At 64.1% G+C, this 21284-nt stretch carries 25 protein-coding genes and 1 riboswitch; of the genes, 17 read left to right on the top strand and 8 right to left on the bottom strand.

Annotated elements, in window-relative coordinates; all coding sequences use genetic code 11:
* Positions 1-25: 25 nt before the first annotated feature.
* Positions 26-171: riboswitch (adenosylcobalamin (AdoCbl) riboswitch) on the top strand.
* The 3 genes from RFM52_RS08830 (at position 171) to RFM52_RS08820 (ending at position 1854) form a co-directional block, all read left to right on the top strand.
* The gene (locus RFM52_RS08830; RefSeq protein ID WP_112100494.1) at positions 171-380 is read left to right on the top strand and encodes a CbtB domain-containing protein; all 210 of its coding nucleotides are present in this window, start codon (positions 171-173) and stop codon (positions 378-380) included. (Overlaps the previous riboswitch by 1 nt.)
* 103 nt (positions 381-483) lie before the next feature.
* Complete coding sequence (locus tag RFM52_RS08825) at positions 484-1224, top strand: CbtA family protein (protein ID WP_320296163.1); 741 nt, start codon at positions 484-486, stop codon at positions 1222-1224.
* A gap of 6 nt (positions 1225-1230) precedes the next feature.
* Positions 1231-1854 (top strand): hypothetical protein, encoded by a 624-nt coding sequence (locus RFM52_RS08820; RefSeq protein WP_320296164.1) that lies wholly within the window; start codon positions 1231-1233, stop codon positions 1852-1854.
* Between the two features lie 85 nt (positions 1855-1939).
* On the opposite strand, the gene RFM52_RS08815 is transcribed toward RFM52_RS08820, so the two are convergent.
* Positions 1940-2572 (bottom strand): TetR/AcrR family transcriptional regulator, encoded by a 633-nt coding sequence (locus RFM52_RS08815; RefSeq protein WP_320296165.1) that lies wholly within the window; start codon positions 2570-2572, stop codon positions 1940-1942.
* A 102-nt stretch (positions 2573-2674) separates the two neighbouring features.
* Between RFM52_RS08815 and RFM52_RS08810 the strand changes: the two genes are divergently transcribed.
* Both RFM52_RS08810 and RFM52_RS08805 read left to right on the top strand, forming a co-directional pair.
* Positions 2675-3079: a VOC family protein gene (locus tag RFM52_RS08810; protein WP_320296166.1), complete on the top strand. Its 405-nt coding sequence runs from the start codon at positions 2675-2677 to the stop codon at positions 3077-3079.
* A 228-nt stretch (positions 3080-3307) separates the two neighbouring features.
* Positions 3308-4255 carry a DMT family transporter gene (locus RFM52_RS08805; RefSeq protein ID WP_320296167.1) on the top strand — a complete coding sequence of 316 codons (948 nt, stop codon included), beginning with the start codon at positions 3308-3310 and terminating at the stop codon, positions 4253-4255.
* 55 nt (positions 4256-4310) lie between these two features.
* Here RFM52_RS08805 and RFM52_RS08800 read toward each other — a convergent pair whose 3' ends face one another.
* Both RFM52_RS08800 and RFM52_RS08795 read right to left on the bottom strand, forming a co-directional pair.
* Positions 4311-5651, bottom strand: a complete 1341-nt coding sequence (locus RFM52_RS08800) for a cation diffusion facilitator family transporter (protein WP_320296168.1) — start codon at positions 5649-5651, stop codon at positions 4311-4313.
* Between the two features lie 8 nt (positions 5652-5659).
* A complete protein-coding gene (locus tag RFM52_RS08795) occupies positions 5660-5917 on the bottom strand; it encodes a metal-sensing transcriptional repressor (protein ID WP_320296169.1) in 258 nt (85 codons plus the stop codon).
* Positions 5918-6329: 412 nt separating this feature from the next.
* On the opposite strand from RFM52_RS08795, the gene RFM52_RS08790 reads away from it, so the two are divergent.
* A complete protein-coding gene (locus tag RFM52_RS08790) occupies positions 6330-7232 on the top strand; it encodes a GNAT family N-acetyltransferase (RefSeq protein ID WP_320327840.1) in 903 nt (300 codons plus the stop codon).
* Positions 7233-7370: 138 nt separating this feature from the next.
* On the top strand, positions 7371-7706 hold the full coding sequence (locus RFM52_RS08785) for a hypothetical protein (protein WP_320296171.1): 336 nt from the start codon (positions 7371-7373) through the stop codon (positions 7704-7706).
* 55 nt (positions 7707-7761) lie between these two features.
* Here the strand turns inward: RFM52_RS08785 and RFM52_RS08780 are convergent, their stop codons facing one another.
* Positions 7762-7911, bottom strand: coding sequence for a hypothetical protein (locus RFM52_RS08780; protein WP_140831573.1), 150 nt, complete (start codon positions 7909-7911; stop codon positions 7762-7764).
* A 254-nt stretch (positions 7912-8165) separates the two neighbouring features.
* Between RFM52_RS08780 and RFM52_RS08775 the strand changes: the two genes are divergently transcribed.
* The 3 genes from RFM52_RS08775 (at position 8166) to RFM52_RS08765 (ending at position 9097) form a co-directional block, all read left to right on the top strand.
* Entirely contained in the window at positions 8166-8348 is a 183-nt protein-coding gene (locus RFM52_RS08775; protein WP_036258067.1) for a hypothetical protein, read from the top strand.
* Positions 8349-8407: 59 nt separating this feature from the next.
* The gene (locus tag RFM52_RS08770; RefSeq protein WP_320296172.1) at positions 8408-8785 is read left to right on the top strand and encodes a YkvA family protein; all 378 of its coding nucleotides are present in this window, start codon (positions 8408-8410) and stop codon (positions 8783-8785) included.
* Positions 8786-8914: 129 nt separating this feature from the next.
* Positions 8915-9097 carry a hypothetical protein gene (locus RFM52_RS08765; protein WP_320296173.1) on the top strand — a complete coding sequence of 61 codons (183 nt, stop codon included), beginning with the start codon at positions 8915-8917 and terminating at the stop codon, positions 9095-9097.
* A gap of 19 nt (positions 9098-9116) precedes the next feature.
* Here RFM52_RS08765 and RFM52_RS08760 read toward each other — a convergent pair whose 3' ends face one another.
* Positions 9117-9500, bottom strand: a complete 384-nt coding sequence (locus tag RFM52_RS08760; protein WP_320296174.1) for a hypothetical protein — start codon at positions 9498-9500, stop codon at positions 9117-9119.
* A 333-nt stretch (positions 9501-9833) separates the two neighbouring features.
* Here RFM52_RS08760 and RFM52_RS08755 point away from each other — a divergent pair, with 333 nt between their 5' ends.
* The 3 genes from RFM52_RS08755 to RFM52_RS08745 all read left to right on the top strand — a co-directional run bounded on the left by RFM52_RS08755 (position 9834) and on the right by RFM52_RS08745 (position 12591).
* On the top strand, positions 9834-10130 hold the full coding sequence (locus RFM52_RS08755) for a hypothetical protein (protein ID WP_320296175.1): 297 nt from the start codon (positions 9834-9836) through the stop codon (positions 10128-10130).
* Positions 10131-10552: 422 nt separating this feature from the next.
* Positions 10553-11950, top strand: a complete 1398-nt coding sequence (locus RFM52_RS08750) for a sensor histidine kinase (protein ID WP_320296176.1) — start codon at positions 10553-10555, stop codon at positions 11948-11950.
* Entirely contained in the window at positions 11947-12591 is a 645-nt protein-coding gene (locus tag RFM52_RS08745) for a response regulator transcription factor (protein ID WP_320296177.1), read from the top strand. The genes RFM52_RS08750 and RFM52_RS08745 overlap by 4 nt, the downstream gene beginning before the upstream one ends.
* 106 nt (positions 12592-12697) lie before the next feature.
* On the opposite strand, the gene RFM52_RS08740 is transcribed toward RFM52_RS08745, so the two are convergent.
* The 3 genes from RFM52_RS08740 to RFM52_RS08730 all read right to left on the bottom strand — a co-directional run bounded on the left by RFM52_RS08740 (position 12698) and on the right by RFM52_RS08730 (position 15353).
* Entirely contained in the window at positions 12698-13213 is a 516-nt protein-coding gene (locus RFM52_RS08740) for a hypothetical protein (RefSeq protein ID WP_320296178.1), read from the bottom strand.
* 370 nt (positions 13214-13583) lie between these two features.
* Positions 13584-14090, bottom strand: a complete 507-nt coding sequence (locus RFM52_RS08735) for a hypothetical protein (protein ID WP_320296179.1) — start codon at positions 14088-14090, stop codon at positions 13584-13586.
* 375 nt (positions 14091-14465) lie between these two features.
* A complete protein-coding gene (locus RFM52_RS08730; RefSeq protein WP_320296180.1) occupies positions 14466-15353 on the bottom strand; it encodes an EamA family transporter in 888 nt (295 codons plus the stop codon).
* A gap of 511 nt (positions 15354-15864) precedes the next feature.
* On the opposite strand from RFM52_RS08730, the gene RFM52_RS08725 reads away from it, so the two are divergent.
* Genes RFM52_RS08725 through RFM52_RS08710 form a run of 4 tightly spaced genes read left to right on the top strand, consistent with a single transcriptional unit; the run spans position 15865 to position 20954 of the window.
* A complete protein-coding gene (locus RFM52_RS08725; RefSeq protein WP_320296181.1) occupies positions 15865-17007 on the top strand; it encodes an acyltransferase family protein in 1143 nt (380 codons plus the stop codon).
* On the top strand, positions 17004-18113 hold the full coding sequence (locus RFM52_RS08720; RefSeq protein ID WP_320296182.1) for a glycosyltransferase family 2 protein: 1110 nt from the start codon (positions 17004-17006) through the stop codon (positions 18111-18113). Before RFM52_RS08725 ends, RFM52_RS08720 begins: the two co-directional genes overlap by 4 nt.
* 40 nt (positions 18114-18153) lie before the next feature.
* The gene (locus RFM52_RS08715; protein ID WP_320296183.1) at positions 18154-19185 is read left to right on the top strand and encodes a glycosyltransferase family 2 protein; all 1032 of its coding nucleotides are present in this window, start codon (positions 18154-18156) and stop codon (positions 19183-19185) included.
* Positions 19182-20954 (top strand): ABC transporter ATP-binding protein, encoded by a 1773-nt coding sequence (locus RFM52_RS08710; protein ID WP_320296184.1) that lies wholly within the window; start codon positions 19182-19184, stop codon positions 20952-20954. Before RFM52_RS08715 ends, RFM52_RS08710 begins: the two co-directional genes overlap by 4 nt.
* Positions 20955-21284: the final 330 nt, after the last annotated feature.

The following is a 21284-nucleotide window of genomic DNA, read 5'->3' as shown; positions in this document are numbered from 1 at the left end:
TCGTTGACAGGCGAACGAAGTGCTGACAAGTGTTTTAGCGCTATACGGGATTGGAAGCCGGTGCGAGTCCGGCACGGTCGCGCCACTGTGATCGGCACCAGCCGAAAGTCAGGCCTTATTCCGCAGCATTTGTTCGATCAACGGGACGCAGTATCCCACGGGAGGTCAATATGTCCGACACCACCTTCGCCCCCAGCTACGGTCCGGTTGCTATTCCGGTCCGCGAGCTTCTGCCCTGGGCAATCTTCGCCGGCCTGATGCTGATGCTGATGATCTATTTCGTCGGCGCGGAAGAAGGCGCGACGTCGCTGATCCGCGGCACGGCGGTGCACGAATTCGTGCATGACGGCCGCCACCTGCTCGGCTTCCCCTGCCACTAAAGCGGTTCGGCATCGCTGAACCGTCCTAAGGTTTGGTCTAACGCAATTCCGGACGGAAAATCGCTATGCGTTTTTCGGTCGGATTGTTTGAAAGGCTGCTGACATGGTCGGAAAACTTTTGCTGCGCGGCATGCTTGTCGGGTTGGTCGCTGGGATTCTGGCGTTTGCCTTCGCGCGCGTCTATGGCGAGCCGCAGGTCGACAAGGCGATCGCCTTCGAGGAACAGCAGGCCCAGGCCGCCGGCGAAGCGCCGGAGCCTGAGATGGTCAGCCGCGCCACGCAGGCCGGCATCGGCCTTGCTACCGGCGTGCTGGTCTATGGCGCGGCGCTCGGCGGGCTGTTCTCGCTGGTCTTTGCCTATGCCTATGGCCGCCTGGGCTCGCTTGGGCCGCGCGGGACCTCGGCGCTACTGGCGCTGCTCGGCTTCCTGGCCGTGATCGTGGTGCCCAGCCTCAAATATCCGGCGAACCCGCCGGCCGTCGGCAACCCCGAGACCATCGCCTACCGCACGGAACTGTTCTTCATCATGATCGTGATCTCGATCGCGGCGATGGTGGCGGCGGCCGGGCTGGCGCAGCGGCTGTGGAACCGGCTCGGCGCCTGGAACGCTTCGATCGTGGCAGGGCTCGCCTTCCTGGTGGTCTTCGCTCTGGTGAAGGCAGCACTTCCCGACATCAATGAGGTGCCGGAGAGCTTCTCGGCGACGGTGCTGTGGCAGTTCCGCGTCGCCTCGCTCGGCATCCAGCTCGTGCTCTGGACCGTCGTCGGGCTCGGCTTCGGCGCGGTTGCCGAGCGCGTGGTCGCGGTGCGCGACCAGCGCGGCCCTGCCCGCCGCTACGCCTGAATTCCGATGCATCGGCCGCCACGGCTGTTTGCCCTGGCGGTTTTCCTTTTGACGATCTGGCAGTCGCTTCTGATCGCCATTCCGGCCGAGGCGCATAGCGGATCCTCGGCCCCGCCTCCTCCGGGCATCCAGATCCCCAGCCTCACGCATGGCCAGATGGCGGTGATCGCGCGCTACCGTGGTGAAATCATCGATCTTGCCCGGCGCCAGACCGTGACCGACCCGACCTTCCGGCGGCTCTACAATCACGGCAATTTGCAATACACCTACTGCCTCTGGGGCCTGATGCCGGGAAGCCTCGGCGACGAGGAAAGCCCCTTCAACGAATGCAGCCATGCCTATCTCGCCACCGCCAAGGCGCTGCTCACTTACATGGCGACGATGCCGGCGGCCACGCGTCAGGCCAAGGCGCTGATCTCAGACATCGATGCCGACATGGTGCGCGGCGGCGCGTCCTGGATCCTGTGCCAGTATAGCGGCGAGGCCTTCAGCACCGGCGCGGTCGTCGAGCCCAGATGGCGGGACATGTTCTTCCATCTGCCGAGCCTGGCCGTCGTCCTGGCCACGACCGCGGCGCTGATGACGGCTGCGTGGTCGATCTTCGGCGCGAGACGGGTACGCGCTGTTTAACCGACTCAGGCCGGCTGACCGCGTCGAGATACCAAGCGAAGTAACGCGGCTCGTTGTGCTGCGCAGATCGCGCCGGGCAGCGCGACTACTTCGAGCGCACCCCATAGGCGGCAAGGAACGCTTCGACCGAGGCATCGGCATGGCGCTCGAGGTCGGCTTTCGAGCGCGGGTTGCTTCCGGTGAACATGGCTTCGTTCATCGGGATCCAAAGCAGCATCCCAAAGAAATGGCTGGCCGCCAAACGGGGATCAGGGGTTTGCAACAGGCCTCGGCTGGTGAGCTTTTGAAAGCACGCCCCCACCGAGACAAGCATGCGCTCAAAGCCTTTGTCGTACCAGCTGCGGCCAAGCTGCGGCATCCGATCGGCATTGGCGATAATCAGACGCCGGAGCCTCAGCAACTCGTCGTTCATCAGCGTGGTGGTCAATCGCCGGGCAAGCTGCTGCAGGCCGCCCTCCAGGAACTTCGCCTCGGAAAGCAGCATCGTCACGGACTCGACAACGTCGTTGGTCTGGGAAGCGGTGGACTCCACAACTTCACTGAAAAGCGTCTCCTTGTCCTTGAAATGCTTGTAGACGGTCTGCTTGGAAGCGCCCGCCCTGGTGGCGATCTCCTCCATGCTGGTCCCATCGTAGCCCTTGGCGATGAACGCGGCGGTCGCCGCCTCGATGATCTCACGATCCTTGCGGGCCGATCTGGTCTCAACGGTAATTTCCATAGCGCCTCTCGATCGGTACTAGACGGTACCGTTCCCGCATGATAGTCATCGCCACAGTACTAGACTGACTAGTACCCGTCAATGAACTGGAGGTCCAACCCGATGACCCAGATGCTCTTCCTCAATCTGCCGGTGCGCAATCTGCAGGCAGCGACGACGTTTTATCTCGCGATCGGCGGCACGCTCAACCCGCAGTTCTCGAATGACCAGGCCAGCTCGATCATGTTCTCCGAATCGATCGGGGTCATGTTGCTGACGCACCAACACTACAGCCAGTTCACGGCCCGGCCGATCGGCGACGCCAAGCGCGAGAGCCAGATGCTGATCGCGCTGACCGTCGACAGCAAGGACGCGGTCAATGCGGTAATCGACAAAGGCGTTGCGGCCGGCGGCCGCGCCGATCCCAACCCGGTGCAGGATCTCGGTTTCATGTTCAACCGCCACATAGAAGATCCGGACGGCAATGTCTGGGAGTTCCTGTGGATGAACCCCGCAGCCATGCAATAGAGCGCTTGTAGCACCCCTATGCCGGAATGATGCCATGGAAGCGACGGGCACTCGTCCCGTCGCTGCCGTGGCCGGGCAATGCCTGCCATTGTCCTCGACCAACCTTGGCATCTCTGTATCCGCGCCCACGCCTGCGGCGTGCCGTCGCCAGTCCGACTAGCGCATCGCGGCGTGCTGGCGTAAGCATCGGCAATTGTCCGGCCTCCGGATTCGCAGCCGCCAGCAGCCATGTCCGCCCCCGAAGCCTTCGCCGTCACCGCCGCTATATGCAGCGCGCTGAGCTCCATGTTCCTGAGCGAGCTCAAGGGCCGCGTTCCCCTCCTCCAGCTTGCCCGCTGGCAGATGCTCGCAACCTTCGTGATGACCGGCTCGGTGTCGTTGGCGATCGGCGGCTGGCACACGATCGGACCGAGGGAGTTCTGGCTGCTTGCCGGATCGAGCTTCGCCGGCATCAGCATCGCCAGCACGACCTATTTCGCCACCATCTATTCGGTCGGCCCGCGCATCACGGCGCTGCTGTTCTCGCTCACCTCGCCTTTCGCGCTCGCGCTCGGCTATCTCGTGCTCGGTGAAACCATCAGCCGCTGGCAGGCGCTGGGCGTGGCGCTGGTGCTGGCCGGCATCGTGCTTGCCATCGGCATGCCGCGGCGCTTCCTCAAGCGCGGCGACCTGGCGCCGGCGATGCCGGTCGTCACCCCTTCCACCGTGCCGGTCAGCACCGCGCCCGGGCCGCCGCTCACCGGCCGCATGGGACCAGGCATCGCGCTCGGCGTCACGACGGCGCTCGGCCAGGCGATCGGCACCCTTCTGGCGCGGCCGGCCATGGCCGCCGGCGTCGAACCGTTCAGCGCAATGGCGCTGCGCTCGGGCCTCGCCGTGATCCTGTTCATCGCGCTCGCTGCAACGCCATTCGGCAGGGGCAAGCGGGAAGCCGTCCAGTTCGGTACGGTCGGGCTTGCGGTGCTTTCCGCCTTCGTCGGCACCTCGCTCGGCATGTCCTGCCTGATGGCCGCGCTGCGCACCGGCAATGTCGGGATCATCTCGACGCTGTCCTCGATGACGCCGGTGATCATCCTGCCGATGGTGTGGCTGCGCAGCGGTCAGCGGCCGACCGCAGCCGCCTGGGCCGGCGCCCTGCTCGCGATCGCCGGCACGGCGCTAATCAGCGCGAGATGAGCTGAGCCGTCACCATTTCGTAAATCCCGCGCCAGCATTCAAAAGAGCGCCTGTCTCAGCCGTGCGCGTGCTCGTGATGATGGCCCGCCGGCTCGGCCATCATGAAGGGCAGGTCCTCGCTGTCGGAACCAGCCGCCAGTTGCAGCCTGGCGCTGAATTCGTGCGGTTCGGCCGGAGCGACCAGGCTTTGCAGATAGTGATGGTCGCCGCCGACCGGAGACAGCACCAGCCGCTCGATGCCTCCCGGCCGCTCAATGGCAACGCCGGCCTGCAAGCCCTCGGCGTGACGCGACAGGCGCAGCCGCATGCGCTCGCCCTGCGGTGTGTCGACGATTTCGAGCAGCCCGCTGGCGAGCTTGCCGGACACCAGGAAAGGATCCGGCGCGTGATGGTGGCCGCCCTCCGCCTCCGGCTCGGCAAAGCGCACGGTGGCGACGTCGAGCGCGGGAATATGCGCGAAGAGCTCGGCCTTAAGCGAAGCGGCGATGTTGTTCGCAGCGGCAAGCAGCAGCCCGTCATTCACCGCGATCTCCACATCGACGTGCAGCTTGTGGCCGAGCCAGCGGGCCTTGGCGCCGACCACCCTTTCGATCCCGGCGACATGTTCGGCGGCGTGATGAACCTCATCGACAAGACCCGGCTCGACGCCGTCCAGCATGCGCGTCAGCACCGAGCGCGCCGATTGCCAGACGATGCCGAAGATGGCGACGGTGATCAAAAGGCCGACGATCGGGTCCGCCAGCGGATAGCCGAACCAGACACCGAGCGCGCCGGCAACGACGGCGAGGCTGGTGAGCCCGTCGGTGCGGGCGTGATAGCCGTCGGCGATCAAGGCTGCGCTGTTTATCTGACGGCCGACGCGGATGCGGAATACCGCCACCGCCTCATTACCGAGGAAGCCGATGATGCCGGCCGCGGCAAGCCAGCCCAGGAACTGGACCGGCTGCGGATTGAACAGGCGATTGATCGCCTCGTAACCGGCGACCAGCGCGCTGGCCAGGATAATGAGCACGATGACTATGCCGGCAAGGTCCTCGACCCGGCCAAGGCCGTAGGTAAAGGTTCTTGTCGGCTTGCGGCGCGCCAGCACGAAAGCGATCCAGAGCGGGATTGCCGTGGTGGCGTCGGCGACGTTGTGGATGGTGTCGGCGAGCAGCGCCACGCTGCTTGAAAAGACGACAACCGCGATCTGCAGCGCGGCCGTCATGGCCAGGATGACGAACGACCATTTGATCGCCCAGATGCCGCGCTCCGTCGTGGCGATCGTCGCATCGATCACGCCATGTGTATGCCCATGCGGTCCGTGATGGTCATGGCCGTGCCCGCCGTGGTCGTGCCCGCCGTGGTCGTATCTGTGAGGGCCGAAGCCGAACCAGTCCGGAATTTTTCTCCACATCGAATGCCTCACAGATATTTGGTGAGCTGCTTCAGCTCCTTGAGCGCGTCCCTGGTAGGCTCGCCGCCTTCGACAAGGCAATGTTCCATATGGTCGTGGATCAGTTCCCGCTTGGCGTTGCCGACGGCGCTTTCGACGGCGTGAAGCTGTTGCGCGAGGTCGAGGCAGGACCGGCCTTGCTCGAACATGGTGAGCACGGCCGCAAGATGGCCGTGCGCGCGCTTGAGCCGGGCGATGATATCGGGATGAGGGCTGTGTATTGTCATGCCATATCCTATCCTCCAGGGTAGGATATGGCAACGTGCAACCGAGCCCGGCCACTTCGCTTCCTTGATACGTCGCCCGCAATGGCAAGTGTCGGCCGGCTCACGCCGTCGGCAGCGTGGCCCCTGCTCTGTCGCTAGAGCAATTCCAGGAAAAGTGTAATCGGTCGGGCTCGGCGACTTCGCCGTAGCCTCCCGTCCGGAATTGCGTAAAAACAAAGAGATAGGGCGTTCACCGGTTCCGTGAAACGGTGAAACGCACTATCACGGGCGGCCTGACGGGCAGCGGGCAACGCCGGGGGGCAACGTGGCCTCCGGTACCCATGATGATACCGCTGACTGTGTCCGAGACGGCAAGCATGGATAGCTGATATGATCGGCGTTGCGGCTCGCGCTCTGTGGTTGGGGTTGTTCAATGTCGCTCGCTTACAGACCTGCTCGCGCCGATGACCTGGCCGCGACCGATGCGCTGGTGGTCGACAGCATCAACGAGCTTACCGTTCGGCACGGCTTTGGCCCGATGGCGGCGACGAGCCCTCCCAACTTCCAGCTGTTTTCGCTCGAGGACGACCCTGGCGGCCTGTGGGTGGCGGAAGCCGGCGGGGACATTGTGGGCTTCGCCTGGAGCTGGGCGTGCGGCGATATCTGGTTCCTCGCCCAGTTGTTCGTCGATCCTGGCCGACAAGGCCACGGCATCGGAAACACGCTGCTGGAACGGACTATGGAGCATGCCCGCAGATCAGGCGCAGCCCACAAGGCGCTTATCACGTTCACCTTCAATCGTGTGTCGCAGGGACTTTACATGCGGCACGGCTTGTTTCCCAAAACGCCGATCTACCTTCTCAGCGCCGCGCGCGAACGCGTGACCAAGGCATTGCCTCAGCCGCGATTGCGCGCCGTCGAAATGGACGGTAGCGCCGCGACGATGAAAAAACTGGTCGAGATCGACGTCCGCGCCCTGGGTGTCTCGCGAGAGAAACATCATCGCTACCTGCGCGCCGATCCTTCGACGACAGGCGTCTTCTTCCTCGCCGGCAGCGATGCTGTCGGCTACGGCTACCTCAGCGCGAGCGGGCATATCGGCCCCCTGGCGGTGACGCGGCCCGATATCCTTCGGGATGCCTTTGCAACGGCGTTGCTGGTAGCGGCGGATCGCTCGGCAGAAAAGGTATCGGCCTTCCTGCCGGGCACATGCCAGAGCGCGCTCGGCCTTGCGGTCGATCAAGGCATGCGCATCACCTTCCCGATGCTGTTGATGGCATCGCCCGGCTTTGGCGACTGGACGCAATATCTGCCGCGAAATCCCGGCTTCATGTGATCGGCCGCCCGCGACTGTAGGCAGTCGGCGGCAACCAAATGCTTGTTTTGCCGTTTATTTCAGCGGCTGCCGGCACTCGGCGTGGCGCCAGCCGGCTCCGTCGGATGAGATGCCGCACGGAGCGGAAAGGAGCCCGAGATGACACGGCCGGCAGTGGAGATAGGCGACAGGGTGGCTGTCATCGCCACGGTGGTCAAACGCACCGGCGACCGCGTGACGCTGAGGCTCGACGGCGACAGCCATAAATATTCGATGGTCGAGCCCAATGCCAAGGCGGGTGACAAGCTCAGACTCGAGGGTGACGTCGTGCATATCGATGAGGATCTCGGACGCACGACCGTGCAGGTGCTGGGACGGGTGACCGTCGACACCAAGTCGGTCGAGATGGTGACGCGGCGTTGTGACCTCGATCATATCGGCTCTAACGTGCCTGGCCACCCTCGCCCGCGCACCCCGCCGACACCGCATGGGTAAACAGGGATATCGGCCCTTCCCCTCGCGCCCTTCGCGTTCTGGCAAATTCAAGCGCCTAATGGCGCTTGAAATATTGCACTTCGCGTTCGTGCTTTTCCGCAGCTTCGCGCGACTTGAAGGTGCCCAGATTGCGGCGCTTGCCGGTTCTCGGATCGGTTTTGCGCGAATAGAGCCTGTATTCGCCGGATTTCAGCTTACGGATCATGGCGATCTCCTTGTGAACCATGTGAATCATGAACCTAACCCGCCTGGGCCGTCGCGGTTCCAGGCGAGCCATCCCGTCCGCTTGCGGGCCGGCCGCAAAAAAGCGCCGCTCTCGGTGAACCATTTCACGGACGCAAACGACCCAATGTCGGAATCGACACCGTAACGACACGATTAAGTCGGATTATTTGTATTCAAATGACTTTAGCGACGTTATGCGGATGTCGCTGGAGTGCCGGATCTGAGGAGGGTGAGATGGTTACGGCGAAGCTTCACGGCGTTGAACTCGTCAGGGGCCAGAAGTGGACGGTGCGCGTTACCGCCTACGGCACGACGCTCATCTTTCCATTCGAAGCCGAGCAATATGCGCGCTCCTATGCCGATGGCCAGGCCTTCCGCCTCGGCGTCGAGGTGGTCGAGTTGAAGGATTGCGCCTGAGAGGCCGAGCCATCGACAGCTCAATGGCCTGACGACCCAAGCATCCATATATAAGCGGCATGTCTATCCTTGATGCGGCAAAGCGGCGGGCGCGCAAGATCAAGCGCGATGTGGTTGCGCTCTGGATTGCAGCCCGCGATCCGCGTGTGCCCTGGTATGCAAAAGCCGCCGCGGGCGCCGTCGCTGCCTATGCGCTGAGCCCCATCGATCTTATCCCGGATTTCATCCCGATCATCGGCTACCTGGACGACCTGCTGATCGTGCCTGTCGGCATCATGCTCGCGGTCAAGTTGGTCCCCTCCGATCTGATGCAGGAATTCCGCGAAGAGGCCATGCGGCGCGAGAAGCCGGTGAGCAAGGCCGGGCTCGCCTTCATCATCACGCTTTGGGTGCTGGCGGCGCTGGCGCTCGCCCGGCTGTTCTGGCCCAAGGCTTAGATGCTTCAGCCAGCGTGGCCTCGCATATCTGAGGAGCACATCAATAGATATGCACCTCTAAATTAGCGTCCACTTGTATTTGTTGCAAATCAGGATCATGCTCGTCGAGCGCGTGAAACGACATGCGCAATGGGTGGGGTCAACAAGGGATCAGGCGTGATGGAGTTCGCAGTCTGCTACGACCACAGCGGGTTCGACCTTGCGCGGTCGAGCTTTCTCGATGTCACGGCGTTCTTTGCGCTGATGGCGCCATGGGCGATCGCGCGGCTGGTCGAAATATCGCGCGAGGATACCGGGCTGAAGGCGGCCTGAGGCTGAAAGCAGCAAGGGTTCAGCCATCGCGGACGACCTTTCGGATCGACATGTCGCCGAGCAACGCCGAACAGTCGATCTCCTCCTGAAAGTGAGCCTGCGGATCGAGCACCAGCCACGAAGCGTGGGTGCGAAGCTGCTTCAGCCTGGCATTCTTTTGCACGCGTGCCAGACGCTCGGCCTCGGTAACCTGAGAAGGCCTTTCGGCCTTGTGTCGGTCAAGTATCCTCGACATAGCGGCGGAAAACGCGCTTGCCCTGCCTTTCGTTCCGTCGAAAGTGAAGGATCGGATGCTCCATAATAACGCGCCCCCTGTTTGAGGTGACGCGCCAGGATTTTTGCGCGCTACAATGCCCGTACCGCACGCGTATTTGTTTAATTTGCGCCGTCTCTCAAGCAGCATCGAGCGACGGCCAACCGAATCGGCGGTTGGGGTAGCCCGGCTTGCCTTGGCGGTAAAAGAGTACGGCTCTTTGACAGACAAGCCGGGCTAAAGCGCCGGCCATTGGGTTTCCTTGGGGGGAGAGCCGGCGCAGGGATAACGTGTCCGTTTCCCGTTGCGCCCGCAATTGTCGCTGAGGTCCTATGCGCCGGCGCAATGGTCCGACCGGCTGGAAGCGTGATGCCGCAGTTCCGGACGGAAGGCTACGGCGAAGACGCCGAACCTATCCGCTCATACTTTTCCTGGAATTGCTCTACGCCCGGCCGTTCAAGCCTGCGTTAGACGGCTGCCTTTTTGAAGCGCTCTTTTGACGAAAAGCTCGGCGTGCTGCGCCCATTCCGCTTCCCCAACGTCGTTGTCGCGAACGGACTGCCTGAAAGCTTCCCGCAGAGCCTCGAGCTCAAAAACCGACAGCCGCTGGTTTCTTTTTTGCTTTTTTGTGCCGGCGTCCATAACGTTGCCAAGAACCGGGTGAAGCTCATCATGCATACCCATGTATATGCGGTGGCTGTTCGACCCATCAACATCCTGGTCCTGACTTCTTTTGGGGGCAAATTTTGCCGCCGCGTCCGCGTCTTCTGCCGGGCCTGACCTGCCGATGCGAACAGGGTTTGCAAGCCGTCCATCCGGCAGGTCCGCCGCTATATGTCTGCACCGACAACGGCCGATAAGAACACCGTCTCGGGCCGAGGCATCGGCGGCGTGGCGCTGTATTGCAAGTTATACGTCTTTTGGTATGGACCCGGAGCTCGATTGGTGGTTGTGTTGGCATCGCAAAAACCATTTGTAATTTCAGGTGGCAGCCGGCCCGCGTCTTCTCCGCCAAGAGGAATGACGCGGGCTTTTGCCGCTCGGGAGCGCCACCCTCGCCGCTTGCGAAGCCAAGCGCCTGCCCGTTGGCGAGCGCGCAAGCCGCCCGCCATTAACCTTCCCCCATCGGCACGGACCAAGGTCGGTGTCGCAATTGCCTTCCCTCGCCTATAATCTTGCAAGCGGGTGGGTGAACAGGGCCGATGTTCGGGAGATATTTGAAGCGACTTGCGCGAATCTGGAGCAGGCTTTCGCTGGCCTGGCAGTTCGTGATCGCGGGTGGCATCGGCCTTCTGGCCGTGATGCTCGTGGTTGGACTGTGGGTCACGTCGCAGATCCGTGACGGCGTCATGCACAATGCCGCCGCGACCACCGCGCTCTATGTCGACAGCGTGATCGCGCCGCTGCTGCCTGACATGCGCAAGAGCCAGGAGCTCGACGACACCGTCAAGCGGGCGCTGGACGAGACGCTCGGCCAAGGTGCGCTTGGGAAAAGGCTGGTGTCGTTCAAGCTGTGGCGGCGCGACGGCACGATCCTCTATTCGAAGGATGCCAGCCTCATCGGCAGGCAGATCACGCCCAACGCGAATCTCATCGCCGCTTTCGCGGGCAATGTCATGGTCAAATACAACAGGCTCGAGGACCAGGAAGACGACAAGGAGCGGTCGATGGGCGCCCCGCTGCTGGAAATCTACAACCCGGTGCGCGAGCCTTGGTCAGGCGAGGTCGTGGCGGTGACCGAGTTCTACGAATTGTCCGGCGACTTCGAGGAATCGCTCCACTCGGCGCTGTGGTGGAGCTGGCTGGTGGTGGCGGCCGCCACGGCGGCGGCGCTGGCGCTGCTCTCCGGCATCGTTTTCCGCGGCAGCCGCACCATCGTCACGCAGCAGGCAGCGCTCGAGGCCAAGGTTTCCGAATTGCAGGCCGCGCTGGCGCAGAACTCGTCGCTGCGCCAGCGCGTGCAGCGCGCCTCGCGCCGCGCTACCGCCATCAACGAGCGGTATCTGCGGCGTATCGGCGCCGACCTGCATGACGGACCGGCGCAGCTGGTAGCGCTCGCCGCGCTCAGGATGGACAGCCCGGTGCTGGTCGATCCGGCCACGTCGAGCACGCTGCGCGAGGCGGAAATCGCCGGCATACACAAGACGCTCGGCGAAGCAATGCGCGAGATACGCGGCATCTGCAACGGGCTGGTGCTGCCGCAGATCGAGACGCAGGCCGTGACCGACATCCTGCGGCTGGCGGTGAGCGAGCATGAGCGCCGCACCAGCACCAATGTGTTGCTAACTCTGCCTGAGCGCTTGCCGGAACTCGGCACCTCGGAAAAGATCAGCATCTACCGCTTCGTGCAGGAAGGCCTGAACAACGCCTACCGCCACGGCAAGGGCAAGGGCCAGCAGGTCAAGGCCACGACGAAGGGCGGCAAACTCCTGGTCGAGGTGCTGGACACCGGCCCCGGCTTCGACCCGGCCAGAAGCGAGGGCCTTGGGCTTGCGGGCCTCAGGGAACGCATCGAAAGCATCGGCGGACAGTTCGAGACGCTGTCCGGTCCGGGAGGAACAAGACTGGTGATCAGCTTGTCTGTCGAGGAGCAACCGTGAGCACATCCATCCGCATTGCAATAGTCGACGACCACCCCCTGTTTCGCGAGGGCGTGGCGCGCAGCCTCAGCGAGATCGGCGGCTTCGAACTTGTCGGGGAAGGCGCCAGCGCCGAGGACGCCGAAAGGCTGGCGCGCGCCAGTACGCCCGATATTCTCCTGCTCGACATCAGCATGCCGGGCGGCGGCCTCAACGCACTCGCTGGCATCCTTTCAGCGATGCCCGAGCAGAAGATCGTCATGCTGACGGTTTCGGAGACCAATGCCGACGTCGCCCAGGCGCTGAAGGCCGGCGCACGCGGCTATGTGCTGAAAGGCGTCGGCTCCAAGGCGTTGGCCGAGATCCTGCGCGACGTCGCGAACGGCCAGAGCTACGTATCGCCGAGCCTCTCGGCCAGGCTGCTTTCCGACCTTTTGCAGCCCACCGGAAGCAAGCCCGACCCGCTCAGCCAACTCACTGGACGCGAGGCCGAGATCCTGAAACTGGTGGCGGAGGGGCTGAGCAACAAGGAGGTGGCCGCCCGGCTGTCGCTGCAGGAGAAGACGGTCAAGCATCACATGACCAGGGTGCTGGCCAAGCTCAACGTGCGCAACCGCACCGAGGCGGCGCTGCTGATGCACGAGGCGAGGGAAAGGAATTGAGGGGAACTGGGGAATTGGGGAATTGGGGAACTGAAGAATTGAGGAACTGAGGAACGAGGTTCATTCTTCAATTCCCCAGTTCGTCAGTTCCCCAGTTCTGATCCCTTCACAGATTCAGCAGGCGCGACAGATCCTCCTCCGTCGCCTGCCGCTCGATGATGGTGCGGCCTTGCGCGTCCGTCATCTCGAAACGGCCGTTCTGGACTTGCTCCTTCATGCCGTTGCGATGAACGACGGTGATCTTGTCGCCATCGATGGACAACGTGTCGCCGGTCGCGGCGTTGGTGTAGCTGTTCTTGCCGCCGGGATCGGTATTGCCCTTGCCGCTGTTGTTGCCCGGCCCGGCATTAGGGTTGCCGCCGCCGGCATTGCTGTTGCCGGAATTGCCGCCGGCATTGCTGTTTCCACTGTTGCCGCCATTGCCGGAATTCGAGCCGCCGGCGGAACCCGAATTGCCGCCACTGCCGTTGCCGCCGCTGTTGCCGTTGCCGGCATCGGCCGTGGCGGCGGCAATCCTCGGCGCGCCATCAAAGGTGACGTGCCATGGCGCAAAGGTCAGCGCCAGCGCGCCAAGCACACGCAGCCCGAGCCAAGCAAGCCTGCTGAAGGGGCGGTTTCGCATATCTTCTCTACATTCCGATTCCACCTCGGCATGGCCGAAGTTCCGCTCACGGCGCAGCCAAGGCGGAACCGTTGTCCTGACCCGGGCAGGAATTCACATCCGACGGGGCGACGAAAGCGGCCCACGACCCCTGCCCCGGCCCGTCGGACCATTTCCGGCGCCATCGCTGACCAATGTCGCAGCGGCTAAGCTTTGCCGCGCAAAAAATTACCCCCGCACGAAGGCGGGGGTAAGGTGAGTAGCCAGGTTCTACCGCAAGACGATCAGGACCGTAGAGACGAAGCAAAAGGTGGCAACCTGATTTTGCAGCGCTGACCTTCGGTCCCTTAAGATCTAATCCGGATAAAACCTCGCTCTCACAAACTCTGTCTCACAAATTCTTCAGGCGATTGAGATCGACCATGGTAGCCATGCGGTCGACGATGGTGCGTCCGTACTTGTCTTCCATCCTGAACCGGCCGTTCTCGATCGTCTCCTTCATTCCATTGCGGTGCGTGACCTGGATGCTGTTGCTGGTGGCCTCGACCTTGTCGCCGGTAGCGGCGTTCACATGGCTATCGACATCCCCGGTACTTGTCGCACTGGCGCCGCTCGCGCCGTTGTTGCTCTTGCTATTGTTGCCGTTGCCGCTATTGCCGTTACCGCTGTTGCCATTTCCGCCGTTGCCGGCGCTATTCCCGCCACCGCTCCCGCTGTTGCCGCCGCCGTTCCCGTTTCCACCACCACCGCCGCCATTACCACCGCCACCGCCGCCTTTGCCGGCATAGGCCTTAGTCACAACGAGACCATCGATGGAGAGACTGAAAGGCGTGACGACAAGCGCCAACGCAACCAGCGCCGGCAAGACTAGCCTGCAGCCCACGCGCGATGCGCGCATTCCGTTCTCCCCATGCCAGCCCTTCAGCCCGTCGGCCGAACTACCCCACCGGCAATGTCGCATGATAAGCATCCCCAATCAGCAAGGCATAAGGAAGTGGCCCACGACCCTTGTCTTGTCCACTCGGACCTATTGCAATTCTGTTATAGGACCTAAGTCTTATTTCAACCACCGGATGCGGTCGGACGTTGCCACCGCAGCGGTGTTTTTCCAAAGCCGACCAATCCCTTAGCGACCACGGCATTGCGAGGCCTCGAGGAAACGGCGAAACACCGCACCTCTTGTTTTCAAGCAGTTCCGGACGGAAGGCCACGGCAAGGCGCCGGGCCTGACCGTTCGCCAATTTCCTGGAACCACCGGGTTCGGAAGATGGATTCAGGCCGGCAAAGCCACCGGCCGCCGTGCCGCAACCGCCGTGCCGAAGGCGGCGGCAATGACTGCGGCGATGCCTGTGCACTGCACAAGGTTGAGCTTCTCATGCAGGAACAAGAAGCCGGTCAGCGCGCCGCCCGCCGGCTCCAGGCATACCAGCATGCCGTAGACCTTGGCCGGCATGCGGGCCAGCACCAGCATTTCCAGATAGAAGGGCAGAGCGCTTGAAAACAGGCCGACCACGGCGGCGCCCGCCATAATGTGCGGGTCGGCGAGATAGGGCTGAGCGGCGCTGAAGCCGAAAGGCAGCGCCAGCACCGCGGCGATCGCCATGCCATAGGCGGAGGTGCGCACGCCGAGCTCGGCGCCGGCCTTCTGCGCGAAGATGATGTAGAGCCCCCAGCAGGCGCCCGCCGCCAGCGCGAGCGCCACGCCTATCGGATCGAGCCCGCGACTGATGCCGGCAAAAGGCGACAAAAGCACGATGCCGACGACGGCCAGCGCCACCCAGACAAGGTCGAGCAGGCGCCTGGAACCGAGCGTGGCGACGAACAGCGGCCCGGTGAACTCGAGCGCCACGCAAACGCCGAGCGGAATGCGCTGGAGCGCGGCATAGAACAACATGTTCATGGCGCAGACGGTGATGCCGTAGGCGGCGAGCCAGGGTAGGTTCCGGCGCGACGGCAGCACCTTCCAGGGCCTCAGCGCCGCCGCCAGCATCAGCGCGCCGATGGCGAGCCTCAGCATGGTCGTGCCTTCCGGGCCTAGAACCGGGAACAGCCCCTTGGCAAAGGCGGCGCCGACCTGCACGGAGAGCATTGCGCCGAGCAGGCCAAGCACCGGCATGGCGCCGACAGGGGTCTCCGGTTTTGCAATTGGCGTCGACGTCACTTTCTCTCCATCCCCTTGCCCGCGTGTCGCGGGAGATAAAGCCTGGCGGTCGCGCTGTCGTGAGGCACGAGCGGACGGATAGTGGGACAAGGCATCCGTCCGCTGCAGCGCACAAAGCTTTGAAATTCAAGATTCTTTTCGCGGATCCTCGAATAGATTTGCGAGGTACAAAGCCGACAGTTTTGATATTTCCAACGCTCTCGCTCTGGTTGCCGACCAATTTATCAACACCATCAGCGATAAGTGCTTTTCAAAAAATCAGACCAACTGCCCATAAACATATGGGACCATTGGGCATCTCAGCGAATATTTTCACCTGGCAAATATTATCCCCGCCTCCATCCATCACATATTTATTTCAAAGCCATAAGCATTTTGTGTTGCGCTGCAATATGGACCGCGAGAAACCCTTGACGGTTATGCAGTGAAGGATGCCGTTACGTTGACCCCGATGGGCATTCCGCTGAGCCGCAGCGACAGCGTCCCGCACGATGCGCAGCGGAAGCCGCCGATGGCGAACGCGCGCGACATACAGTTGGACGCATTGCGGGCCATTGCTGTGACGCTGGTGCTCTACTCGCATCTCCTCGCCGCCGGCGGCTCGTCCTTCGTCGGCCATCTCGGGGTCAGGCTGTTCTTCGTACTCTCCGGCTTCCTGATCACCCGGCTTTTGCTGGAGGCGCGCGATGCCTCCCTGTTCGAGGTCGGGCCGGCGCTGCGTTCCTTCTATGCCAGACGCATGATCCGGATATTCCCGCCCTATTTCGCGGTGCTGGGGCTCGTGTGGCTCGCCTCGGAGCAATCCAGGCCCTCGCTCGCCTGGCACGCGCTCTACCTCTCGAATTTCTGGTATGCGCGGCATAATGACTGGACGCCCTGGCTGCTCTGCCATTTCTGGAGCCTGAGCATCGAGGAGCAGTTCTACCTGGTCTGGCCGCTGATCGTGCTTCTGGCGCCGCGCAAGCGCCTCGAGGCGATCACCATCGCCGTCATCGCCTTCTCGCTCGCCTACCGGTTCTACTGGCCGATCGCCGCCAACCCAGCGCTCGCTCGCGACCTGCTGCCGCCGGCCTCGATGGATGCGCTTGGCTGCGGCGCGCTGCTTGCCGTCCGCCGCGCCAGGGGCGCGGATGCGCCGAAGTGGATGCGGCTCGGCTGGCCGGTCTTGGCCGCGATGTTCCTGTTCGTCGTCTGGTCCGATCCTGGGCCAGCGAATTCCGCCTGGGAGTGGCCACGCTGGACGCTGGTGCAGGTGCTGCCGCTGGTACCGATGCTGGCTATCGTCGCCGCGTGCTCGAACGGCCTGCGCGGCCCGCTGGGCCGGCTGGCCGAGTTCCCCCCGCTGCTAGCGCTTGGCCGCATCAGCTACGGCGTATACCTCTATCATTCGATCCTTCTCGCCTTGACCGTCAGGGCACAGTCATGGATCCCGGTCGACGTCTCGGAGCAGGGGCCGGGGCGGTTCATTGTCGCGGGCACCGCCACGCTGGTCGTCGCCTCGCTCTCCTGGGTGTTCTTCGAAAAGCCACTCAACGGTCTCAAGCGCTATTTTCCCTATGTCGCGCCCTCGCGTCGGCGCGGCGCGAGCGAGACGCGCGGGTTCGGCACCGCCCCGGCACTCGACCTGCGGCCGACGGACCGGGGCCGACCATGACCGCAGCGCCCCTCATCTCCGTGCTTTTGCCGGTCTACAATGCCGAGCCCTACGTGGCCGCCGCGATGCAGTCGATCCTGCGGCAGGACTACGACCGGATCGAACTTATCGCCATCGACGACGGATCGACCGACAGGTCGCTGGAGATCCTCGAACGTTGCCGCAGGGACGACAGCCGCGTTTCCATCATCTCACGCGAGAACCGCGGCCTCGTCGCCAGCCTCAACGAGGGACTGGCGGTCGCGCAGGGCGAGCTCGTCGCGCGCATGGACGCCGATGACTTCGCCTATCCCTGGCGGCTGTCGCGTCAGGCGGCGCTGTTTGCGGCGCGGCCGGAGCTCGGCTTCTGCGGCGCGCTCGTGGATACGCTGCTGCACGGCCGCATCGCCCCGGGCCGGCTCGATCCGGTGTTCCGCCTCGGTCTGCCCGTGCTGTCGAAATTCTTCACCATCTTCATGCACCCGACAGTGGTCTACAACCGCAAGGTCATCGCCGAGGTCGATCTCCACTACGACCAGCTCTATCGGCATGCCGAGGATTTCGACCTCTTCCGGCGGCTGGCCGAGCGCTATCCGGCGGCGCTGATGCCCGAGAGCCTGCTGGTCTACCGCGTCCATCCCGGCAGCGTGACCAGCATGCACGGCAAGGAGATGCGGCGCACGCATCTCAAGATTGTCGGCGAGAATCTCGAGAGCGAGGGGCTGACGGAAGACGGCCGGAGCCTGTGCGCCATCGGCGAGACGGTCACCTTCGACACCGTGGCCCGGGCAGCCGCTTTCATCCGTGCCCTGGAGGAGCGGATCGCCGCCCTTCCCGATACGACGAGGCCGGGCTTCGAGGCCGGCGCGCTGAACCTGTTCTATTTCCTCTACCAACTCGTCAACGACGAGGAGCAGCCGGCGCTGTCGCATGAATTGCTGACACTGACGGGGAAATGGAACGCCATCCGCCGCCGCGAGAAATATGCGCTCAGCCCCGGCGTCCGGGCGCCCTGGCTGAGCCAGGCCTCGATGTGGGCGGGCAAGCGCGCCGATTGGGTGGCCTACCGCTTCAAATCCGCGCCGGAGGCGTCGGTGCTCGCACCCTACAGGACGGGGACGGCATGAGAACGGGCGTCCTGCAACGTCTTGACGCCGAGGCCTCGCCATGAGCGATCAGCGTCACCCGCTGCTTCGGCATCTTCGCCCCGCCCTGCCCGTCCCTTCCTGGCCGGGGCAGCGGCCTCAGGTCTCCTTCGTTGTGTGCTCGCGCGACCGCCTCGCGGTGCTGCAAGCCTGCATCGACTCGATCCGCGCCGCCTGCCGGGCGCATCCGGCCTTCGCGGCCGAACTGGTGGTGGTCGACAATGGCTCGTGCGATGGCACGGCCGAGTACATTTCGGCGGCCGCCGCGACCTCCGACATCGCGCTGACGGCAGTCTCGGAGCCGCGGCCCGGGCTGGCGGCAGCGCGCAATGCGGGGCTGGCGCGGGCACGCGGGCAGGTGCTGGTGTTCGTCGACGACGACTGCCGGCTCGACGGCAACTACCTCGTCGACCTGGAACGGCACTATGCGAACGGCGAGAAATGGCTGATCCGCGGCGGCCGCGTCGAGATCGGCGACGCGCGCGACCTGCCCTTCACCATCAAGCGCTGCGACAAACGCGAGCGACTGACGCCCGCCGTCCATCCGGGCGGCTTCGTGCTGGGCTGCAATATGACCATGCACCGCGAGGTCGCCGCCTTGATCGGTCCCTTCGACGAGCGCTTTGGCGCCGGCGGGGCGTTGCGCTCGGCCGAGGACACGGACTATCTGGTGCGTGCCATGCTTGCCGGCGTGGCAGTGGAGTACGTGCCCGATATGACGATCTTCCACCATCATGGCCGGCGCGACCGCGAAGCGATCGACCGGCTGCACCGCGACTATCATTTCGGCAACGGCGCGCTCTGCCTCAAGCACATCGGCCACGCGCCTTGGCTGCTGCGACATTTCTACTGGGCCGCACGCGCCGCTCTGCGCGAGCTTGCCGGCGGCCCGAGGTTCGATAGCGATCTCAGGCTATCGCATTGGCCCATCGTTCTGATGAACCTCGCGGGCGCGGCGAAATTCGCGTTTCTGGTGCTGGCCAGGCGGCCGCCGCGACACGCGCGGTGCGCCCAGGAAACGCCCGAGGCCAGCGCGGAGGCCGGCGCGCGATGAGCGAGCGCCCGACACTGTCGATGCTGCGCCAGGCGCTCGGCCGCCGGCAGCTCGGCCTGCTGCCGATCGTCGTCGCGCTCGGGCTGGCGAGCGCGGCGCTGGAAGGGTTCGGCATCGGGCTGATCATCCCTTTGCTCGGCATCATCATGGGGCATGGCGACACCGCCGGCATGGCGGGCTTCTCGGCCCTGTTGCAGAAGGTCGGCGCAGGGCTTGGCGAGCGCGAGCGGCTGATCGCCATCGCGGCCGCGATCCTCGGCTCGATCCTGCTCAAGAACCTGCTCGCCTTCGCCAATTCGGTGCTCACCGCCCATATCTACGGCAAGGCCAGCCAGGCGATCCGCGGCGCGCTCGCCGGGCGGTTGCTCGAGGTCGGCTATACGTTCTTCCTGAGGGAGAGCCCCGGGCGGCTGCTCAACATCATCTCCAGCGAATCCTGGCGGGCGTCGGACGCCATCCAGGCGATGCTGGGCTCGATCGTCAGCGCCTCGGCGGCGCTCATCCTGCTCGTCTTCCTGATGCTGCTCTCCTGGCAGATGACGCTGCTGGTGATGCTCGGGCTGGCTCTGGTGCAGATGGCGCATATGGCGCTGTCGGCGCATCTGAGGAAGCCGAGCCGAAGCGTTGCCGCGCGCAACAGCGCCTTGGCCTCGCGGATGCTGCATCTGGTGCATGCCGGCCGACTGATCCGCATCTTCGGCCAGGAAGCGCGCGAGAAGGCGGCATTCGAGACGGCGTCGGACAGCGTGCGCCGGGCGGCCTTCCAGCTTGCCAACCGCCAGGGCGCGCTGGGACCGCTTACCGAAGTGCTGCACGCCATGCTGTTCCTGGCGGTCGTGATCGGCGCCTGGCTCGCGGGCCTGAGCTTCCCGCTGGTGGCCGCCTTCCTCATCCTGCTCTACCGGCTGCAGCCGCATGTGCGAGCGCTGCAGATGACCTGGAGCCAGTTGCAGGGGCTTTCCGGCTCGCTGGAAGAGGTGAACTGGCTGCTCGACCCAACGGGCAAGCCGGATCCCCCGCAAGGCAGCCGAGGCTTCGCCGCCTTGAGCGAAAAAATCGCCTTCGAGGGTGTGAGCTTCAGCTATGCCAATGAGGAGCAGCGCGCGGCGGTGCTGCATGCCGCAAGCTTCGACATCCGAAGCGGTCGCTCGACGGCGCTGATCGGCCGCTCCGGCGCCGGCAAGACCACCATCGTCAACCTGCTCTGCCGCTTCGTCGACCCGGACGAGGGCCGGATCCTCGTCGACGGCACGGCGCTCGGCGAGATCGACCCGGTCGCATGGCGGGCGCATATCGCCCTGGCCAGCCAGGAGCTGGAACTGGTGGACGGCACCATTCTCGACAACATCACCTACGGCAAGGACATGGCTAGCATGGAACAGGCGCGGCGCGCCGCCGAGCTTGCCGAGGCGCATGAATTCATCGAGAGGCTGCCGCAAGGCTACCAGACGGTCGTCGGCTATCGCGGCGTCAACCTGTCGGCCGGACAAAGGCAGCGCATCGCGCTCGCCCGCGCGCTGGTGCGCGATCCCGACATCCTGATCCTCGACGAGGCGACCAACGCGGTGGACGGGCTGTCGGAAGCGGCGATCGTGGAAACGCTGAAATCGCGCGCCGGCCGCCGCACGACGATCGTCATCAGCCACCACCACTCGACGATCTCGTTCTGCGACGATCTGGTGATCCTGGAGCATGGACGGGTGAAGAAGCAGGCGCCGTTCGCGGACCTGGCGGCGCGCAGCATGGATGAGCTGTACCGGCCGGAGTGAGGGGCGTGCGGGACGGCGGCGCTTCAAGCGTGCATGGCAGCTTGGCGCATGCATTTCTTATGCCGCGCTGGTCGACCCCCCACTGCGTCTCGGCTTCGCCGAGACACCTCTCCCCCGATCGACGGGGTAGAGGAAAGGCACCAAGCTTTTTGCCGTCAACGCTCGTCCAGCAACGCTCCCTTCCTTTCCCTCCGGAGGGGGGGGAAAGGTGGCGCTGCGAAGCAGCGACGGATTGGGGGAACCACGTGGCAATCAACCCTTCGGCCAACCAGTCACGCCAGTCACGGAAACGCGCCGGCCCTGGAAAGCAATCGGAGAAAACCCGCCAAC

This window comes from Mesorhizobium humile, assembly GCF_033977215.1.
In the GTDB taxonomy this organism is placed as follows: Bacteria; Pseudomonadota; Alphaproteobacteria; order Rhizobiales; family Rhizobiaceae; genus Mesorhizobium; species Mesorhizobium humile.
The sequence above is the reverse complement of the archived record's forward strand: the minus strand, read 5'-3'. Positions and strand labels throughout refer to the sequence as shown.

Bases quoted from the DNA above. Each gene is read 5' to 3' on its own strand.
- RFM52_RS08765 (WP_320296173.1), top strand. From the start codon at position 8,915: ATGGGTGGGGTCAACAAGGGATCAGGCGTGATGGAGTTCGCAGTCTGC.
- RFM52_RS08830 (WP_112100494.1), top strand. From the start codon at position 171: ATGTCCGACACCACCTTCGCCCCCAGCTACGGTCCGGTTGCTATTCCG.
- RFM52_RS08780 (WP_140831573.1), bottom strand. From the start codon at position 7,911: ATGATCCGTAAGCTGAAATCCGGCGAATACAGGCTCTATTCGCGCAAA.
- RFM52_RS08785 (WP_320296171.1), top strand. From the start codon at position 7,371: ATGACACGGCCGGCAGTGGAGATAGGCGACAGGGTGGCTGTCATCGCC.
- RFM52_RS08710 (WP_320296184.1), top strand. From the start codon at position 19,182: ATGAGCGAGCGCCCGACACTGTCGATGCTGCGCCAGGCGCTCGGCCGC.
- RFM52_RS08715 (WP_320296183.1), top strand. From the start codon at position 18,154: ATGAGCGATCAGCGTCACCCGCTGCTTCGGCATCTTCGCCCCGCCCTG.
- RFM52_RS08750 (WP_320296176.1), top strand. From the start codon at position 10,553: ATGTTCGGGAGATATTTGAAGCGACTTGCGCGAATCTGGAGCAGGCTT.
- RFM52_RS08790 (WP_320327840.1), top strand. From the start codon at position 6,330: ATGTCGCTCGCTTACAGACCTGCTCGCGCCGATGACCTGGCCGCGACC.
- RFM52_RS08725 (WP_320296181.1), top strand. From the start codon at position 15,865: ATGGCGAACGCGCGCGACATACAGTTGGACGCATTGCGGGCCATTGCT.
- RFM52_RS08735 (WP_320296179.1), bottom strand. From the start codon at position 14,090: ATGCGCGCATCGCGCGTGGGCTGCAGGCTAGTCTTGCCGGCGCTGGTT.
- RFM52_RS08760 (WP_320296174.1), bottom strand. From the start codon at position 9,500: ATGCTGCTTGAGAGACGGCGCAAATTAAACAAATACGCGTGCGGTACG.
- RFM52_RS08800 (WP_320296168.1), bottom strand. From the start codon at position 5,651: ATGTGGAGAAAAATTCCGGACTGGTTCGGCTTCGGCCCTCACAGATAC.
- RFM52_RS08795 (WP_320296169.1), bottom strand. From the start codon at position 5,917: ATGACAATACACAGCCCTCATCCCGATATCATCGCCCGGCTCAAGCGC.
- RFM52_RS08775 (WP_036258067.1), top strand. From the start codon at position 8,166: ATGGTTACGGCGAAGCTTCACGGCGTTGAACTCGTCAGGGGCCAGAAG.
- RFM52_RS08810 (WP_320296166.1), top strand. From the start codon at position 2,675: ATGACCCAGATGCTCTTCCTCAATCTGCCGGTGCGCAATCTGCAGGCA.
- RFM52_RS08770 (WP_320296172.1), top strand. From the start codon at position 8,408: ATGTCTATCCTTGATGCGGCAAAGCGGCGGGCGCGCAAGATCAAGCGC.
- RFM52_RS08720 (WP_320296182.1), top strand. From the start codon at position 17,004: ATGACCGCAGCGCCCCTCATCTCCGTGCTTTTGCCGGTCTACAATGCC.
- RFM52_RS08820 (WP_320296164.1), top strand. From the start codon at position 1,231: ATGCATCGGCCGCCACGGCTGTTTGCCCTGGCGGTTTTCCTTTTGACG.
- RFM52_RS08740 (WP_320296178.1), bottom strand. From the start codon at position 13,213: ATGCGAAACCGCCCCTTCAGCAGGCTTGCTTGGCTCGGGCTGCGTGTG.
- RFM52_RS08815 (WP_320296165.1), bottom strand. From the start codon at position 2,572: ATGGAAATTACCGTTGAGACCAGATCGGCCCGCAAGGATCGTGAGATC.
- RFM52_RS08805 (WP_320296167.1), top strand. From the start codon at position 3,308: ATGTCCGCCCCCGAAGCCTTCGCCGTCACCGCCGCTATATGCAGCGCG.
- RFM52_RS08825 (WP_320296163.1), top strand. From the start codon at position 484: ATGGTCGGAAAACTTTTGCTGCGCGGCATGCTTGTCGGGTTGGTCGCT.